Here is a 15,778-nt window from a genome sequence, read left to right on the forward strand (position 1 = left end):
GCTTGAACGCAGGATCGGCCATCCGCCCGATCAGAAAGGATCGGCGCGGCATTTTCCTCAGTTTCACACCAGAAAGGTATGAAAATGTCCGATATCATTCTCTCGTCCTCCGTTCGCCAGAACCTCCTCTCCCTCCAGTCCACCGCCGATCTGCTCTCCACCACGCAGAACCGCCTTGCCACCGGCAAGAAGGTCAACACGGCGCTCGACAACCCGACCAACTTCTTCACCGCACAGTCGCTCGACAACCGCGCCAGCGACATCAACAACCTGCTCGACGGCATCGGCAACGGCGTGCAGGTGCTGCAGGCTGCCAACACCGGCATCACCTCGCTGCAGAAGCTGGTCGATTCCGCGAAATCGATTGCCAACCAGGTGCTGCAGAGCCCGACGGGCTACACCACCAGGTCGCAGGTCACCTCGACCGCGGCGCTCGGCGGCACGGCGGCCAACCTGGTCGACGGCACCACGATCAAGAGCGGCGACGTGCTGGCGATCGCGGCTTCGGCCGGTCAGCCCGCCTTCAGCTTCACCTTCGGTGCGAGCAGCTCGCTGGCGCAGCTGAACACGGCGCTGTCGGCCAGCAACCTGACGGCGAGCCTTGACAGCTCCAACAAGCTCGTCATCACCACGACCAATGACGCGGCGTCCTCGACGATCGGTGCGACGACCTTCACCAACACCGGCGGCGGCACCGCAACGTTCAGCGCAGCCGGCACCGCTCCGGTTGCCGACTCCGCCTCGCAGTCGGCGCGCGCGGCGCTGGTGCAGCAGTACAACAACACCATCTCGCAGATCACGACCACGGCGCAGGATGCGTCGTTCAACGGCATCAACCTGCTGAACGGCGACAGCCTGAAGCTGACCTTCAACGAGACCGGCAAGTCCACGCTGAGCATCACCGGCGTGACCTTCAGCGCTTCCGGCCTCGGTCTGAAGTCGCTGACCGCCGGCACCGACTTCCTCGACAACAACTCGGCGAACAGCGTGATCGCGTCGCTGAGTTCGGCGAGCTCGGCGTTGCGCAGCGAAGCCTCGACGCTGGGTTCGAACCTCTCGATCGTGCAGATCCGTCAGGATTTCTCCAAGAACCTGATCAACGTGCTGCAGACCGGTTCGTCGAATCTGACGCTGGCCGACACCAACGAGGAAGCGGCCAACAGCCAGGCGCTGTCGACCCGCCAGTCGATCGCGGTCTCCGCGCTCGCGCTCGCCAACCAGAGCCAGCAGAGCGTGCTGCAGCTGCTCCGCTAAGCGCAACGACAAGCTCTTCAGGAACGGCGGGGGAAACCCCGCCGTTTTTGTTTGTCTCCGGGATATTACGGTATCTTTCCGCATCGTCAGAATGACGCATTTCGTAACGGCTGCTAACCATATTTAAAGGCGGCGGATGCATAAATATCGGGCGCTAGAATTGCGTCTCCGCGGCTCGAGAAATCCGCATCCCACCGAGGTCATTAATGTCGAATGCAGCCCAGGCCTACGCCCGTACGTCCACGACGACGGCGTCCCCACGTGAAATCGAAGCGCAGGCGCTCCTGAAGGCGGCCCGTCAGTTGCAGGAAGTCCAGACCAATTGGAACGGTGCCGACAAGGCGCTCGATCATGCATTGCTGTTCAACCGCCGGCTGTGGTCGATCTTCCTCAGCGCGGCGCAGGGCGACGACAATCCGCAGCCACTCGAGGTGCGGCAGAACATCGCCAACATCGGCGTGTTCGTGATGAAGCAGACCGTCGACATCCAGATGAATCCGGACCCGGCGAAGCTGAAGTCGCTGATCGACATCAACTGCAATCTCGCCGCCGGCCTCTCCGGCCGCGCCTGATCGACCGGTTCGCGCGGGAGGCCTCGACATGGCCGACGTATTGAGCATCCTGTCGGCCAACTACAAAGCTGCCGGCCTGACGGTTCCGTCAAAGACGCCCTATGTGGCCGTCGATCCGAAACTCTATGAGGGCAGCTGGAGCGGCAAGTACGCCAACAACAAGTCGTTCAGCATCTCGGTGTCGAACGTCGATGGCTTCCGCGCCAAGGTGCACTACCAGAGCGACGGCACCAGCAAGTATCAGGACGTGCTGATCAAGGACGGCGCGTTCCGGATCGGCGATACCAAGTTCTCGCTGGTGCAGCAGGGGACGGCGCTGATCGCCAATGTCGTCACCGATCCGGCCACCGGATCGACCTATCTCGACAAGGCCTACGCCACGCAGAAGACCTGAGGTTACGTTGGTTCGCTCGCGTTCTAAGCGCGGCGGTCGGTCGCGTTGGCGCGCGTCGGCGCGTCCTTGCTGAGATCGAGCGTGTGGAAATAGGCGCGGCGGCGCAAGACGGCTTCTTCCGGAAACTGCCTCACCACCAGGTTGGTACGATTGTCGACCACCTGATAGACCACGGCGCGCGCGTCGCGGTCGATGATGACCTGGTCGGTGACAGATGGAGCCTGGTTCGAAAGCGACGCATTGGCGGCATTGGGGTCGATCGTGACGCGCACGCTCGGCTCCGGAGCGGTGACGCTCTGGCTCGCGGGCAATTCGGTCTTCACCGCCTTCTGCGCCGTATCGCTCACGGGAGTGATCATCGGCGCTGCGACCGGTGCCCCCACCGGCTTGATGTTGAAATCTGTACTCATGGCAGCCTCGTAGTGCACAGGCACTCGTTTGCTTGAGTCAAATCCCAACCCCTCACGATCCGCAACTCTACGGGGAACCTCTCAATAGGGTGTTAGAAAACACGCTGAACGGCGCGCTGCCGCCGCCGCGCCGAATTGAGCTAAATTGTCGGCGTATGCGCGTCAGAGCGTGCGGCTGACCGCGATCGGCGTCATGTTGCGCGGGCCCGGCGCTGCGCGCTGGCCGTTCGCGGTGTAGGTGTTCGGGATGTTGCGCCGCTGCACCTCGGCATTGACGCCGCGCACGATGCCTTCGGAGACCGCATGCGCGGTCGCAAGCACGGTCAGATTGACCTGCAGCATGGCGCGGAACGTCTCGTGATGCCGCCGCAGCGTCGCCAGCAATTCGGGATCGCTCTGCGCCAGCATCTTCTGCATCGATTTCAGGTGCTCGACCGCCAGCATGTAGCGCCGCGACAGTTCCGACTTCTGCGCCTCGAGCCGCATGCCCTCGCGGATCTTGCCGGCGCGGACGAATTCGGTTTCCTGCTCGACGACGGCAAGCAGCCCGCTCATCACGTCGGTCAGCTCATTGGCGAGCCGGGCGACGTCGGGCGGCGTCGACGTCGCGCCCCGCGCGGCGGGGGTGGATGCTGGCCGGTGCTGTGGACGCTGGTTCATCGCGCTGCTCCTTGAAACCGAATTAGCTCTTGCCCGCCTGCTGCAGGATCAGCGAGCGGAACACTTCGTTGGAAATGCCGACGCCGCCGGCCTTGGCGAAGTTCTTCGAATATTCGTCGGTCAGCATCGAGCGCCACGGGCCGGTGCCGACCGTGTCGCCGTAGGGGCCTTCGCCCTTCAGGCCGGTGGTCATCTGCGAGAACATCGAGTTCAGGAACATCGATTCGAAGTCGGTCGCGGTCGCTTTCGCCTTGGCGAGCTGCTGCGGCGTCACCTTTTTGATCGCGTCCTGCAGCACGGGATCGGGGCGGCCGTTGAACATCGGCATCAAGGCCTTGTTCGGCATGCTGCCGGTGGTGCTGTTGATCAGGCTCGCCATCACATCACCTCGATGTCGGCTTCGATGGCGCCGGCGGCCTTGATCGCTTGCAGGATGCTGATCAGGTCGCGCGGTCCGATGCCGAGGCCGTTGAGGCCGTCGACGAGCTGCTGCAGCGAGACGCCGTTTCTGACGAGCGCAAATTTCTTGCCGTCCTCGCTGACGCCGACGCTGGTGCGCGGTGTCACGACCGTTCGGCCGCGCGACAGCGGATTGGGCTGGCTGACCTGCGGGGCTTCCGAGATCGTGACGGTGAGGTTGCCCTGGGCCACCGCGACCGTCGCGACGCGCACGTCGCGGCCCATCACGATGATGCCGGAGCGCTCGTCGATCACGATCTTCGCGACGAGATCGGGGTCGACCTGCAACTGCTCGATCTCGGTCAGGAAGGCAACGACGTTGCCCTTGAACTCCGGTGGGATCGAAAGCTGGACGGTGGAAGGATCGATCGGCTCGGCGGTCTTGACCCCGAGATAGTCGTTGACCGCGGCCGCAATCCGCTTCGCGGTGGTGAAGTCTGCGTTGCGCAGCGCGAGCCGCACATTCGGCAGGCGATTGAGCGCGAATTCGATCTCGCGCTCGATGATGGCGCCGTTGGCGATCCGGCCGACCGTCGGTACGCCGCGGACCACGCTGGCGGCGGCGCCTTCGGCTGCGAAGCCTGCGACCGCGACCGATCCCTGTGCCACTGCGTAGACATTGCCGTCGGCGCCGAGCAGGGGGGTGACGAGCAGGGTGCCGCCCTGCAGGTTCTTGGCGTCGCCGAGCGCGGAGACGGTGACGTCCATCCGCGTGCCCTGGGTTCCGAACGCCGGCAGGTTGCCGGTGACCATCACGGCGGCGACGTTGCCGGTGCGGATGGTGGCGCCGCGGATGTTGACGCCCATGCGCTCGAGCATCGCCTGCAGCGATTGCTTGGTGAAGGGGATGTTGTTGAGCGTATCGCCGGTGCCGTTGAGGCCGACCACGAGGCCGTAGCCGATCAACTGGTTCTGACGCACGCCCTCGATATTGGCGAGATCCTTGATCCGCGACGTCGCGGCCGCCGGCATGACGGAAGCCGCCAGCGCCAGCAACGCGGCGCAGGCCACTCCGACCAGATTTGCGATGCGGATGCCGGGCATCCCGATGCTCCCCTCGAACTTCAACGCGCGGATCGCGCGACACTCCCATGACGGCGATCCGCCATTAACCATGCGAGCTGCGTGCCACGTCGTTTCGACGGGGCAATGAATTGATATATTTATCGAAATTGTCGGGTCGCCATTTGGCTCGGGTTGGCCAGGCAGCGCGAAACTGCCGTGTGGGCTGCAGAAATTGCCGGGTCGTTTACGTGTCGTTAACCATAAAACGGCGATGCTCGGCCCATTCAGGCCTGCGGGATCATCCAGATGCGCATCTACGGACCGAATGGCACCACGCTTGGCACGTCGACCAGCTCGACGCGGCGCACCTCGGGAAGCGGCTTCGCGCTGCCGGATGCGACCACCGCGCAGGAAGAGGTCCGTTCCACCACTGCGCCGAAGGCCGCGGCCAGCCTCGACGCGCTGCTCGCGCTGCAGGGCGTCGAAGATCCGACCGAACGCCGCAAGCGCTCGGTCGCCCGCGGCAAGGGCGCGCTCGACGTGCTCGACGCGCTCAAGCTCGGATTGCTGTCCGGCAATTTCGATTCCTCCACCGTGAACCGGCTGCGCGACGCCGCCGCGAGCCTGAAGGAATCCTCCGGCGATCCCGGCCTCGATGCCGTGCTGAGCGAGATCGAATTGCGCGTCGAAGTCGAACTCGCCAAGGCCGGGCAATACTAGGCTCCTTTCGATCAGCCAACTTCTCTCGAGCCCTTAGCGCCTCGGGCCGCCAGCGCCTCAGGCCGCCAGTGCCTTGCGCTGCGTGTCGTAGCGGCGCTGCGCGGCCAGCACCTCCTTCAGATTCTGCTCGGCCCAGTCGCGCAGCGGATCGACTGCTTCGGCGAGCGTCAGCCCGAGCGGCGTGATCGAATACTCCACAGTGACCGGAACGGTTGCGATCGCGCGGCGGCGCAGCAGCCCGTCGCGCTCGAGGCTCTTCAACACCTGCGACAGCATCTTCTGCGAGATGCCCTCGATGGCGCGGCGCAGCTGGTTGAAGCGCATCGGCTCGTTGCGCAGCAGCAGCAGGATCAGCACCGCCCATTTGTCGCCGACCCGGTCGAGGATCTGGCGCGTCGGGCAATTGGCGGCATAGGCGTCCGGCTTCAGGCTGGCGGCTTTCATCGGGTTACTCCGGCGTAATCAGGTGAGACAAGAGTGCCTTCTTCACACCTACATCCATTTCGCTATCTAGTCACCATTGGAAACTATCAATCGGAGACTAGAATGAAGATCGCCATCGCCGGTGCGTCCGGCCAGGCCGGCTCGCGCCTCACCGCGGAACTCGCCCGCCGCGGCCATGCCGTCACCGCCATCGCCCGCAACCCGGAGAAGATCGCGGTGCTGCCGAACGTCACGGCCAAGAAGGGCGACGTGAACGACCAGGCCGGATTGGCGGCGCTGTGGGCCGGCCATGATGCCGCGATCAGTTCCGTCCATTTCACCGTCAGCGATCCGGTCAAGCTGATCGGGGCAGCCAAGGCGTCCGGGGTCGGCCGCTATCTCGTGGTCGGCGGCGCCGGCAGCCTCGAGGTGGCGCCCGGCGTCCGCCTGGTGACCACCCCGAACTTCCCGGCCCAGTACAAGGCCGAAGCGACCAAAGGGGCCGAATTCCTCGACCTGCTGCGCCAGGAAAAGGACTTGAACTGGACCTTTTTGTCGCCCTCGGCGCTGTTCGTGCCGGGCGAGCGGACCGGCAAGTTCCGCCTCGGCACCGACCGGCTCCTGACCGCGGCCGACGGGAAAAGCTCGATCTCGTTCGAGGATTTCGCAGTCGCACTCGCCGACGAAATCGAGCGCCCGGCCCATATCCGGCAGCGGTTTACGGTCGGCTATTAAGGGGGAGGGGCGGCCCCCAGGCAGGGCGGATAAGTTTGCCTGTGCAAGGCCTTGGGGGCACCCCGGCTTTCGCGGTGGCAGATATTGTCTGTCACATGGCGTGGCTATATAAGGCGCCGCGCAGAGGGGTTTTGTTCCCTCCGCCAGACAGGGACATGGCTGCCTTTGGAAAAGCTGAAGAACTACCGGCCGACTGAAAAAGAGCCTTTCATGAATGAGCGGCAGCGCGAATATTTCCGCGCCAAGCTGCTGGCCTGGAAGGACGAGATCCTCCGCGAATCGAAGATCACGCTGCAGACGTTGCAGGAAGAGAACGTCAACCACCCCGACCTCGCGGACCGAGCTTCCTCGGAAACCGACCGCGCGATCGAACTCCGTGCCCGCGATCGTCAGCGCAAGCTGATCTCCAAGATCGACGCGGCGCTCCAGCGCATCGAAGACAACACCTACGGCTATTGCGAAGAGACTGGTGACCCGATCTCGCTGAAGCGGCTCGAAGCTCGCCCGATCGCGACGCTGTCGGTCGAGGCGCAGGAACGCCACGAGAAGCGCGAGAAGGTCTATCGCGACGAATAGTGGCGGGTGACCACCACCGATTGATCCCGGCGCGCACCGGTTGTAGGTTCGCGCCGCCATGATGACACGCATTCTCGACATCGCCTCGGTGTTCTTCCTGGGCTGATCTGGTTTCCGCAAGGAAACACGCTTCCACGGCGAAGCGCTGATCGTCCCCCTGAGCTTGGGCTCGCGGGATTCCAGTGAACCGAATGAACCGGCCAGGTTCCGCGCAGCGCGGACCATCGATGGCTGGCGACAGTTTGAGAGACAATCATGACCGATCGAGACGACGCGCGCGCGCTGAGCGGCGCGCAAATCGAGCAATTCATCGAACAGGGCTTTGTCAGGATCGACAACGCCTTTCCCCGCGAACTCGCCGATGCCGGCCGCGCCATCATGTGGCGCGACCTGCCGTGCAGCGAGTACGATGCTTCGAGCTGGACCCAGCCGGTGATCCGCTTGCCGGGATATGGCGGCACGCCGTTCCGCGAGGCGATCAACACGCCGGTGCTGTATCGCGCCTTCGACCAGATCGTCGGTCCCGGCCGCTGGTCTCCGCGGCACGACATCGGGACCTTCCCGGTGCGTTTCCCGCATCCGGATGATCCGGGCGATGCCGGCTGGCATGTCGACGTCAGCTTCCCCGGCGACGATTGCGATCCGGACGAGCGGAGCGATTTCTCCGCTTGGCGGGTCAACGTCAACTCGCGCGGCCGCGCGCTGTTGATGCTGTTCCTGTTCTCCGATGTCGGCGAGGACGATGCGCCGACCCGGATCAGGGTCGGCTCGCATGGTCCGATGGCGCGCTACCTCGCACCGGCGGGCGAGGCGGGACGCGCGCGCATGGACCTCGCGCAGATGGGCGCCGATTGCGAGCTCGCACTGGCGACGGGGGAGGCCGGCACCGTCTATTTGTGCCATCCGTTCCTGGTGCACGCCGCGCAAATCCATCGGGGCAAGCGGCCGCGCTTCATGGCACAGCCCGCGCTCAGCCCCGGTGAGCCGTATCGGCTCACGCGTGACGATGGTGCCTACTCGCCGGTCGAGATCGCGATCCGTCAGGCGCTCGACATGGGTTGACCGCGTACCGTTCCGAAGGCGAGACGACATTCAGGCCAATCCGGCCTCGAGTGCCGTCTCGCTCGCCTCCGTCTGACGGCGCGGGCCGTAGGTCTTCGACCACACCAGCAATTCGCGGAACGCCGGCGTCAGGCTCCAGGCCGAATCCGTCAGCTCGTATGCGACCTGCAGCGGCTTCTCGGCGAGCACCTTGCGCGCCACCAGGCCGTCGCGCTCGAGCTCGCGCAGCTGCGCGGTCAGCATGTGCTGGGTGATCGGCACCAGCGCGCGGCGCAGCGCGCCGAACCGCACGCCACCATGCATCAGCGTGAACAGGATCTCGAGCTTCCATTTGCCCCCGAGCGAGCGGATCGCGTGCTTGAACTCGATCAAAAGGCTCGGGTCGGTCGGGCAGCTCTCGCATTCACTGCCGTCACACAGTTCGCTGGTATTGTTTTCCATACCGGTCTCGAATTTCATTCTACTTGTCCAACGTCAGATAGTGACCAGATGCGGGCTGTGCAGGGTGGGCGGCGCAATGTCCGGTCCCGCCGAACCATCAGGAGGGCGAGGACATGAGCACGGTTTTGGTCACAGGCGGTTCGGGTTTCATCGGCGTGCATACCATCCTGCAACTGCTCGCCGACGGGCATGCGGTGCGAACCACGGTGCGCAATCCGGATCGCAGCAACGACGTGATCGCGATGCTGCGCGAAGGCGGCGCGCTGACGGCCGACCGGGTCGGCTTCGTCACCGCCGACCTGCTGCGCGATGACGGCTGGCGCGAGGCGGCCGCAAGGTGCGATTACGTGCTGCATGTCGCATCGCCGCTTGGCGCTCACCTGCCGGAGGACGAGAACGAGCTGATCGTGCCGGCACGGGAAGGCACGCTGCGGGTGCTGCGCGCGGCGCGCGATGCCGGCGTCAAACGCGTCGTCGTCACATCGTCGTTCGCAGCGATCGGCTATGGCCACCCGCCGCAAGCCAAGCCGTTCGATGAGACCGTGTGGTCCAATCTGGATGGCCCCGACGTGCAGGCCTATCCGAAATCCAAGACGCTGGCCGAGCGCGCCGCCTGGGATTTCATCGCCCGCGAAGGAGGTGGCCTCGAGCTTGCGGTGGTCAATCCGACCGCGGTGTTCGGCCCGGCGCTTGGTGCCGATTTCTCGGAGTCGATCGGCATCATCAAGGCGCTGCTCGACGGCGCGATGCCGGCGGTGCCACGGATCCATTTCGGCCTGGTCGACGTGCGCGATGTCGCCGACCTGCATCTGCGCGCCATGACATCGCCCAAGGCCAAGGGCGAACGGTTCCTCGCGGTCGCCGGCGAGACCATGTCGGTGTTGCAGGTCGCCCGGCTGCTGCGCAGAAAGCTCGGCAGCAAGGCGCGGCGGGTGCCGCGGTTCCAGGCGCCGGACTGGATGATGCGGCTGGCCGCGCGGCGCAATCCGTTGGCCCGCGCGGCGCTGCCATTGCTCGGCAAGGTGCGCCGCTCGACCAGCGCCAAGGCGCAAAGTCTGCTCGGCTGGCGGCCGCGCGGCAATGAGGAGATGCTGGTCGCCACCGCCGAGAGCCTGATCAGGCTGGGTCTGGTCAAGGCCTGACGGCGGCTCCCGCCCAGCGTGCTTGCCAGACGCGTCGGCGAGTGCTGAATTGCCGTGAGCAGACGCTGGCGCCAACGCGCCGCCGAGAACATCAGGGAGGCTGCGCAGATGGATCGGGTCCTCGCGGCCGCAAAGGCGATCGCCAACGCGCGCCGCAACCGTACGCCGCTCAAGGCGCTTCCGAAAGACGTCGTGCCGCTCGACGAGGCCGAAGGCTATCAGGTGCAGTACGCGCTGCACGATCTGTTGCAGCCGCAGGTCGGCAGCCTTGTCGGCTACAAGATCGGCTGCACCAGCGCGGTGATGCAGGAGTACATCAACATTCCGCATCCCTGCGGCGGCGGCATATTCGAGAAAGTGGTGCATGACAGCGGCGTGCGGCTGCCGGCGGCCGACTTCGTCCATGTCGGCGTCGAGTGCGAGATCGCGGTGCGGCTGGCGCGCAACCTGGCGCCGAGCGAAGCGCCGTTCACCGCCGAATGGGTGGCGGAGGCGATCGAGGCCTATCATCCCGCGATCGAGATCGTCGACGACCGCTACGTCAAATGGGAGACGCTGGGCGCGCCGACATTGATCGCCGACGACTTCTTCGCTGCCGGCTGCGTGCTCGGCGAAGCCGTGCCGCGCATCACCGTGCCCGATCTGCGCGCGGTCAGCGGGCGCGCGATGGTCAACGGCAACGAGGAAGGGCGCGGCACCGGCGCCGACGTGCTCGGCCATCCCCACAACGCGCTCGCCTGGCTCGCCAATCATCTCGCCACCAAGGGCCGCGGCCTGCATGCCGGCCAGATCGTGATGACCGGCAGCCTGGTCAAGACGATCTGGCTGAAGGCGGGCGATGCGGTCGTGATGGAGCTCGACAGCCTCGGCAAGGTGGAAGCGACGTTTACGTGACTGTTCATGTCCTTCGCGATGGTCACTGGTCTCCCGGCTCACTGTCCGCGCACATCCGAACCGTGCCGTCCCACAACGCGCTCACCGCGTCGAACGGCACGGTCACCCTGGCATATTTGCGCTTGAACCAGACGCCGACCTCGAAGCCGTCCTCGGTCACCACGAGGCGATCGAACTCGTGCTGCAGGATGATGGTGATCTCCTCGGGGTATCTCTCGACCACGGCGGCGGGCAGTTTCACGCCGCGCGCCCTGGTCGCGAAGGTGATGTTGACCGGCCGGTCCTCCGCGGCGCGGCGCAGCGACGCCCTCATCTCGATCCGCTTCGTCGCGGTGTTGCACGGCTCGGCGTCGGCATGCGCCGTCAATGACGCCGCCAGCAGCAGCACTCCCGCGATCCCGGCGCACCGGCGCCACATCCGCTTCTCCATGTCGCTCACGCGATGTCGTTCCTGGCTTCAGTGGCCGCGGGCTGCGCCGAGGTTCAAATCGCCGGCCGCTTGGCGTCCGAGACGAGTTCGACCTTGCCGTCGACCAGTCGGTAGACCGCGCCGACGATCCTGAGCTTGCCCTGGTCGACCGCGGCGCTGAGGATCGGCGTCGCCGATCTGAGCTTCGCGACATTGTCGATCACGTTCTGCCGGATGGCGTTGGTGAGCCGGTCGCCCGGGCCGCCCTCGGTCGCCTTCACAGCCGGCGCGATCGCGGTGACCAGCGAGGGCAGATGTCCGGGCAGGGTGATGTTGTCCTTCAGCGACTTGATCGCGGCGTCGACCGCGCCGCAGTTGTCATGGCCGAGCACCATGAACAGCGGCACGCCGAGCACGGACTGCGCATATTCCAGGCTCGCGATCGTCTCGTTGCTGGCGAAATTGCCGGCGACGCGGCAGACGAACAGGTCGCCGCGCCCGGTGTCGAAGGCATATTCCGGTGCGATGCGGGAGTCCGCGCAACTCAGGATGCCCGCGAATGGATTCTGTCCGCCGGCGAGCGCTTCGCGCTCGTGCTTGAAATCATGCCGCCGCGACACGCCTTCGACGTAGCGCAGATTGCCCTTCAGCAGCCGGTCGAGCGCCGCATCGGGCGACACCACGTTCTGCGGCTTCGGCGGCGGCGTTGTCTCCTTGGCTGTCGCAGGCGGCGCAAAGGCAAGACTGGCCGCGGTGCAGGCCGCCGCGGCGAGGAAGCGCCGCCGCGAGGTCTGGCTGGGAGGAATGACGTCGCAGAGCTGGCACATCAAGGTTCTCCGTGAACAAGGACCGCATCCGCGCAATATGTGTAGGTCATGGGCGGCGCCGCCGCAACGACCCGCCGCACACACACCATCGTCGTCCTGGTGGCCCCGGCGTCGCGCAACGATTGAGAATTGGGGTAATGGGTCCTGGCCTTCGCCAGGACGACGGTGAGGGTGTTTCTCGCTTCAAGATGCCCAACAACGCGGCGTCATCACCCGCGAAAGCGGGTGATCCAGTATTCCAGAGGCGACTGTGCTTGAGCCGAGAAGCCGCGGCGTACTGGATCGCCCGGTCCCGTCTTCGCCAAGGCTTCGACGGGGCTTGCGGTCTTGGGCTCGCCGAAGCTTCAGCGGAGGCGGCGAGCCGGGCGATGACAGTTGTAGATGAGGATACAGTTTCGCATTCTCGCGACATGAATTGTCCGAGCTTTGCTTGTCGTTTCGCCCTCTCCGTTGGTGAGGGCGCAGGGAAAGCCGGGTGCCGATCGCACCCATGGGCCCCGTGCAATAGGTAGAAAGCACGGGGGGTAGGACCACAGGTGTAACCGGAGCAATCCGGCTTTCCCTGCGCGATGGGTTACGGCTTATACGTGCTCTCCCCGGCGAGACTTGGCTTTGTTGTCACCGTCTTCGCAACGCGCATTTGCGCAATCGGAAGAGACACCTACCGCTAGGGCGTCAGGCCTGCACGATTTCGCCGTCCGCCTCATGCGCGTTCGTCAACTGCGCATTCGGCGTCCACCGCATCTCGACCCGCGTTCGTGACGACCGCGAAGCGCCCCTCGATCGGGTGAGACGGGGAATTCATACACCGAGTTGTGCTTCGGATAAAGCGAAATATTTTTGTGCGAACGGATTGACAGATTTTGCTGAGTTGCCCGTCGGGCAAAATGGTCGCGGTGAATAACCTGTGGGTTATGGAATGTCGTGGCCGTCATGTTCCAGGACGGGGCCGCAGAATTGGCCGATCTTTGACCAAAGTGGTGCGGTCGTGAAAGTTCTCCATTGACTCATTCATAGCCAGCTGGTTATACGTAGATCCATAACCGATGGGTTATTGATCAATGCCGGATGCTCATGACGTGCTGTTTCGAACGCTCGCCGACCCGACCCGCCGGGCGATCTTCGAGCGCCTGTGCCGCGAGGGCGAGCAGACCGTCGGCGCGCTGACGGCGCGGGCCAGGATCTCGCAGCCGGCGGTGTCGAAACATCTCGGCGTGCTGAAGCAGGCGGGGCTGGTGCGCGACCGCCATGAAGGGCGGCAGACGCACTACAGCGCGCAACTCGGCGCGCTGGCGCCGCTGATCGACTGGACCAGCCAGATGGCGGGCTTCTGGCAGAACCGGTTCGACCACCTCGAAGATCTCCTCAAAAGGATGGACCAATGACCAACACCAGCCGTGAGACGCGCGCCGCAGTCGTCGAGCGCGAATTTCCCCATCCGCCGGAAAAGCTCTGGCGCGCGCTGACGCAACCGCATCTGATGGAGGAGTGGCTGATGAAGAACGACTTCAAGCCTGAGGTCGGGCACAGCTTCAATCTGCGCGGCGAGTGGGGCGGGGTGCTGGACTGCAAGGTGCTCGCGGTCGAGCCGCACCGGACGCTGTCCTACACCTGGAATTTCGCGCACGAGGATGCCGCCTACAATCTCGAGAGCGTGGTGGTGTTCACGCTGACGCCGACGGCGAAGGGCACCCATCTGCGCGTCGAGCAGTCCGGCTTCCAGCCGCATCAGAAGCAGGCCTATGGCGGCGCCCATGCCGGTTGGAAGCAGTTCCTCGAGAAGCTCGATCAGCTGATGACGCGCGAGGGCTGACACCCGCGCTCTCTCTCGTCATTGCGAGCCAACGGGTCGGCGCGCAGCGCCGCCCGATGACAGGCTCCGCGAAGCAATCCATCGTGCCGCATATGCGGATAGATGGATTGCTTCCGCCTTCGCCAAGGCTTCGGCGGACAAGTCGTCGCTTCGCTCCTCGCAATGACGCTTTACTCAAAACCCACCACAGGAGACCCCATGAACTGGAACAACTGGATCAGGCAATTTCACCGCTGGCTCTCGATCGCCTTCACGGTTGCCGTGATCATCAACATCGTCGCCATGGTGCTGCAGCAGCAGGCGACCTGGATCGGCCTGCTGGCCCTGTTCCCGCTGATCCCTATGCTGCTCAGCGGCCTGTATCTGTTCGCGTTGCCCTATCTGGCACCGCGGCGGGGATCGACCTCGGGCTCACAAGCGTGATGTCCCGGCATCCCAAATATGATTGCATAGGGCAGGCGGGGGACGCGAGGCAGACATGACGGCATCGGAACGGATCGACCGGATGATCGAGGATCTCACCGACTGGCGCGGCAAGACGCTCGCCGGCCTGCGCAAGAGCATCCTCGCCGCCGATCCTGAAATCATCGAAGAATGGAAGTGGATGGGCAGCCCGGTGTGGTCGCGCGACGGCATCATCGCGGTCGGCAACGCCCACAAGGGCAAGGTGAAGCTGACCTTCATGTATGGCGCGCAACTACCGGATCCGGACAAGCTGTTCAACGCCGGCTTCGAGGGCAATGTGCGGCGCGCGATCGATCTGTTCGAGGGCGACACAATCAACGCCCCCGCGCTGAAAGCGCTCATTCGCGCCGCGATCGCGCTCAACCAGGCCAAGTCCAGCAAATCTGCGAAGAACCCGGCGAAGACATCGGCGAAGAAGCCGGCCGCCGGAATCCGTGCGGCCGCCAAGAAAAAAGCGTGAGCCGCGCCGGTATGCGTCAGTTCCCGCATGTCGCTTCGCTCATGCGGGCTACGAGGTCATCGCGGCTATAAGGTCATCGCATGCACGTAGGCCTATCATGCCTTGGTATGCACAATCACCGGACCCGCAACCGCGGTGGCTTGCCCGACCAGCAACGGGCCGAGATTGTCGTCGATCCAGGCCAGTGCGCGGCGGTTGGCTTCCTCGGCGCCGGCATGGTTGTTGAAGACGCTGATCGCGGTGACGGTATCGTCGCCGGCATAGACGACGTAATAGGCCATGAAGCCTTCGACGTCGCTGATGATCGGAATTGCGCCTTCCTTGATCCGGCGCGCGAGTTCTTCGGCGCTCCCGGTCTTCGCCTTGGCGTGACGGATGGCGGCATACATGCGTTCCTCCTTCCGGCTGCATCGATCGTGCTGCGCTTCGCGCTGGATCATGATGCGTTTCCACGGAATCGCATCATGATCTCATCTCTTTGTTTGAGCATGATCTCCGCGCAAACGCCGTTGGCGTTTGTCGCGAGGGAAAACCGGTTTCCACTTTTCCGGATCATGCTCTAGCGCGGATCGTACGCCCGACCGGACGGAGATGCCATCGGGATTGCGGCTACATCAGCCGAAACGCCGGGTCACGATCGGCGTGCGGCGGTCGGTGAGCTTGGGCAACCGCGCCACATCCGCGCGCGTCGTCGTGGTCCTCGGCCCGGGAGCGGGCTCCGGCTCGTGCTGTTGCAGAAACAAGGTGGCTTCGAACAGCACGCCGGGGGCCTCTTTGGCCGTGCCGGAGCACACCGCCCGGTTGCCGTTGAAGATGCCGGTCAGCCGCGCCTCGACCTCATCGCATCCGAACACGGTGGTGAACGGGCCGTCGGCATATCGGTGCGTCGTCAGCACCGCCGTGAAGCGGTCCTCATCGAGCTGATAGCTGCCGCCATAGGTGAACATGGCGTCGCCGCCGCTGATCTTGCCGTTCGCCAGCCGGACTATTCCGGTGCCTTCGCCGTTCGGCGTCCGGAACCACGCCGCATATTGTCCGTCTCTTTGCATGACTGTCA

General features: G+C 64.7%; 23 protein-coding genes. 13 read left to right on the plus strand and 10 right to left on the minus strand.

The window, feature by feature from the left end:
- The first annotated feature begins 84 nt into the window (after positions 1 to 84).
- The 3 genes from ACVW17_RS21710 to ACVW17_RS21720 all read left to right on the plus strand — a co-directional run bounded on the left by ACVW17_RS21710 (position 85) and on the right by ACVW17_RS21720 (position 2,220).
- A complete protein-coding gene (locus tag ACVW17_RS21710) occupies positions 85 to 1,254 on the plus strand; it encodes a flagellin N-terminal helical domain-containing protein (protein ID WP_456753816.1) in 1,170 nt (389 codons plus the stop codon).
- Positions 1,255 to 1,460: 206 nt separating this feature from the next.
- Positions 1,461 to 1,826, plus strand: coding sequence for a flagellar biosynthesis regulator FlaF (gene flaF, locus ACVW17_RS21715; protein ID WP_456753817.1), 366 nt, complete (start codon positions 1,461 to 1,463; stop codon positions 1,824 to 1,826).
- 28 nt (positions 1,827 to 1,854) lie between these two features.
- Entirely contained in the window at positions 1,855 to 2,220 is a 366-nt protein-coding gene (locus tag ACVW17_RS21720) for a hypothetical protein (protein WP_456753818.1), read from the plus strand.
- Positions 2,221 to 2,243: 23 nt separating this feature from the next.
- On the opposite strand, the gene ACVW17_RS21725 is transcribed toward ACVW17_RS21720, so the two are convergent.
- The 4 genes from ACVW17_RS21725 to ACVW17_RS21740 form a co-directional block, all read right to left on the minus strand.
- The gene (locus tag ACVW17_RS21725; RefSeq protein WP_456753819.1) at positions 2,244 to 2,630 is read right to left on the minus strand and encodes a hypothetical protein; all 387 of its coding nucleotides are present in this window, start codon (positions 2,628 to 2,630) and stop codon (positions 2,244 to 2,246) included.
- Between the two features lie 162 nt (positions 2,631 to 2,792).
- Entirely contained in the window at positions 2,793 to 3,290 is a 498-nt protein-coding gene (locus tag ACVW17_RS21730) for a hypothetical protein (protein ID WP_456753820.1), read from the minus strand.
- Between the two features lie 22 nt (positions 3,291 to 3,312).
- Positions 3,313 to 3,669, minus strand: coding sequence for a flagellar assembly peptidoglycan hydrolase FlgJ (gene flgJ, locus ACVW17_RS21735; RefSeq protein WP_456753821.1), 357 nt, complete (start codon positions 3,667 to 3,669; stop codon positions 3,313 to 3,315).
- Positions 3,669 to 4,793 carry a flagellar basal body P-ring protein FlgI gene (locus ACVW17_RS21740; protein ID WP_456753822.1) on the minus strand — a complete coding sequence of 375 codons (1,125 nt, stop codon included), beginning with the start codon at positions 4,791 to 4,793 and terminating at the stop codon, positions 3,669 to 3,671. Before ACVW17_RS21740 ends, flgJ begins: the two co-directional genes overlap by 1 nt.
- 267 nt (positions 4,794 to 5,060) lie before the next feature.
- Here ACVW17_RS21740 and ACVW17_RS21745 point away from each other — a divergent pair, with 267 nt between their 5' ends.
- A complete protein-coding gene (locus tag ACVW17_RS21745; RefSeq protein WP_456753823.1) occupies positions 5,061 to 5,474 on the plus strand; it encodes a flagellar assembly protein FliX in 414 nt (137 codons plus the stop codon).
- Between the two features lie 57 nt (positions 5,475 to 5,531).
- Here ACVW17_RS21745 and ACVW17_RS21750 read toward each other — a convergent pair whose 3' ends face one another.
- Positions 5,532 to 5,918 carry a winged helix-turn-helix transcriptional regulator gene (locus tag ACVW17_RS21750; RefSeq protein ID WP_212015608.1) on the minus strand — a complete coding sequence of 129 codons (387 nt, stop codon included), beginning with the start codon at positions 5,916 to 5,918 and terminating at the stop codon, positions 5,532 to 5,534.
- 102 nt (positions 5,919 to 6,020) lie between these two features.
- Here ACVW17_RS21750 and ACVW17_RS21755 point away from each other — a divergent pair, with 102 nt between their 5' ends.
- From ACVW17_RS21755 to ACVW17_RS21765, 3 genes are all read left to right on the plus strand, one after another.
- A complete protein-coding gene (locus ACVW17_RS21755; protein WP_456753825.1) occupies positions 6,021 to 6,632 on the plus strand; it encodes an NAD(P)-dependent oxidoreductase in 612 nt (203 codons plus the stop codon).
- Between the two features lie 210 nt (positions 6,633 to 6,842).
- The gene (dksA, locus tag ACVW17_RS21760; RefSeq protein ID WP_456753826.1) at positions 6,843 to 7,208 is read left to right on the plus strand and encodes an RNA polymerase-binding protein DksA; all 366 of its coding nucleotides are present in this window, start codon (positions 6,843 to 6,845) and stop codon (positions 7,206 to 7,208) included.
- A 255-nt stretch (positions 7,209 to 7,463) separates the two neighbouring features.
- Entirely contained in the window at positions 7,464 to 8,270 is an 807-nt protein-coding gene (locus tag ACVW17_RS21765; RefSeq protein WP_456753827.1) for a phytanoyl-CoA dioxygenase, read from the plus strand.
- Positions 8,271 to 8,300: 30 nt separating this feature from the next.
- Here ACVW17_RS21765 and ACVW17_RS21770 read toward each other — a convergent pair whose 3' ends face one another.
- Positions 8,301 to 8,729, minus strand: a complete 429-nt coding sequence (locus ACVW17_RS21770; protein ID WP_456753828.1) for a winged helix-turn-helix transcriptional regulator — start codon at positions 8,727 to 8,729, stop codon at positions 8,301 to 8,303.
- Positions 8,730 to 8,824: 95 nt separating this feature from the next.
- On the opposite strand from ACVW17_RS21770, the gene ACVW17_RS21775 reads away from it, so the two are divergent.
- Together ACVW17_RS21775 and ACVW17_RS21780 are read left to right on the plus strand one after the other, a co-directional pair.
- Positions 8,825 to 9,853, plus strand: coding sequence for an SDR family oxidoreductase (locus tag ACVW17_RS21775; RefSeq protein WP_456753829.1), 1,029 nt, complete (start codon positions 8,825 to 8,827; stop codon positions 9,851 to 9,853).
- A 108-nt stretch (positions 9,854 to 9,961) separates the two neighbouring features.
- Positions 9,962 to 10,747, plus strand: coding sequence for a 2-keto-4-pentenoate hydratase (locus ACVW17_RS21780; protein ID WP_456797868.1), 786 nt, complete (start codon positions 9,962 to 9,964; stop codon positions 10,745 to 10,747).
- A 22-nt stretch (positions 10,748 to 10,769) separates the two neighbouring features.
- Here ACVW17_RS21780 and ACVW17_RS21785 read toward each other — a convergent pair whose 3' ends face one another.
- On the minus strand, positions 10,770 to 11,177 hold the full coding sequence (locus ACVW17_RS21785) for a ClpXP protease specificity-enhancing factor SspB (RefSeq protein ID WP_456756494.1): 408 nt from the start codon (positions 11,175 to 11,177) through the stop codon (positions 10,770 to 10,772).
- A gap of 53 nt (positions 11,178 to 11,230) precedes the next feature.
- The gene (locus tag ACVW17_RS21790; protein ID WP_456753831.1) at positions 11,231 to 11,983 is read right to left on the minus strand and encodes a carbonic anhydrase; all 753 of its coding nucleotides are present in this window, start codon (positions 11,981 to 11,983) and stop codon (positions 11,231 to 11,233) included.
- A 1,061-nt stretch (positions 11,984 to 13,044) separates the two neighbouring features.
- Here ACVW17_RS21790 and ACVW17_RS21795 point away from each other — a divergent pair.
- From ACVW17_RS21795 to ACVW17_RS21810, 4 genes are all read left to right on the plus strand, one after another.
- Entirely contained in the window at positions 13,045 to 13,368 is a 324-nt protein-coding gene (locus ACVW17_RS21795; RefSeq protein ID WP_163154645.1) for an ArsR/SmtB family transcription factor, read from the plus strand.
- The gene (locus ACVW17_RS21800) at positions 13,365 to 13,796 is read left to right on the plus strand and encodes an SRPBCC family protein (RefSeq protein ID WP_456753832.1); all 432 of its coding nucleotides are present in this window, start codon (positions 13,365 to 13,367) and stop codon (positions 13,794 to 13,796) included. Before ACVW17_RS21795 ends, ACVW17_RS21800 begins: the two co-directional genes overlap by 4 nt.
- Before the next feature lie 198 nt (positions 13,797 to 13,994).
- The gene (locus tag ACVW17_RS21805) at positions 13,995 to 14,219 is read left to right on the plus strand and encodes a hypothetical protein (protein ID WP_456753833.1); all 225 of its coding nucleotides are present in this window, start codon (positions 13,995 to 13,997) and stop codon (positions 14,217 to 14,219) included.
- Positions 14,220 to 14,274: 55 nt separating this feature from the next.
- Positions 14,275 to 14,721 (plus strand): DUF1801 domain-containing protein, encoded by a 447-nt coding sequence (locus ACVW17_RS21810; protein WP_456797869.1) that lies wholly within the window; start codon positions 14,275 to 14,277, stop codon positions 14,719 to 14,721.
- A gap of 95 nt (positions 14,722 to 14,816) precedes the next feature.
- Here ACVW17_RS21810 and ACVW17_RS21815 read toward each other — a convergent pair whose 3' ends face one another.
- Both ACVW17_RS21815 and ACVW17_RS21820 read right to left on the minus strand, forming a co-directional pair.
- Entirely contained in the window at positions 14,817 to 15,110 is a 294-nt protein-coding gene (locus ACVW17_RS21815) for a hypothetical protein (RefSeq protein WP_028337177.1), read from the minus strand.
- 225 nt (positions 15,111 to 15,335) lie between these two features.
- Positions 15,336 to 15,770: a hypothetical protein gene (locus ACVW17_RS21820; RefSeq protein WP_456753835.1), complete on the minus strand. Its 435-nt coding sequence runs from the start codon at positions 15,768 to 15,770 to the stop codon at positions 15,336 to 15,338.
- Positions 15,771 to 15,778: the final 8 nt, after the last annotated feature.

It is taken from the genome of Bradyrhizobium sp. USDA 4473, assembly GCF_054063335.1.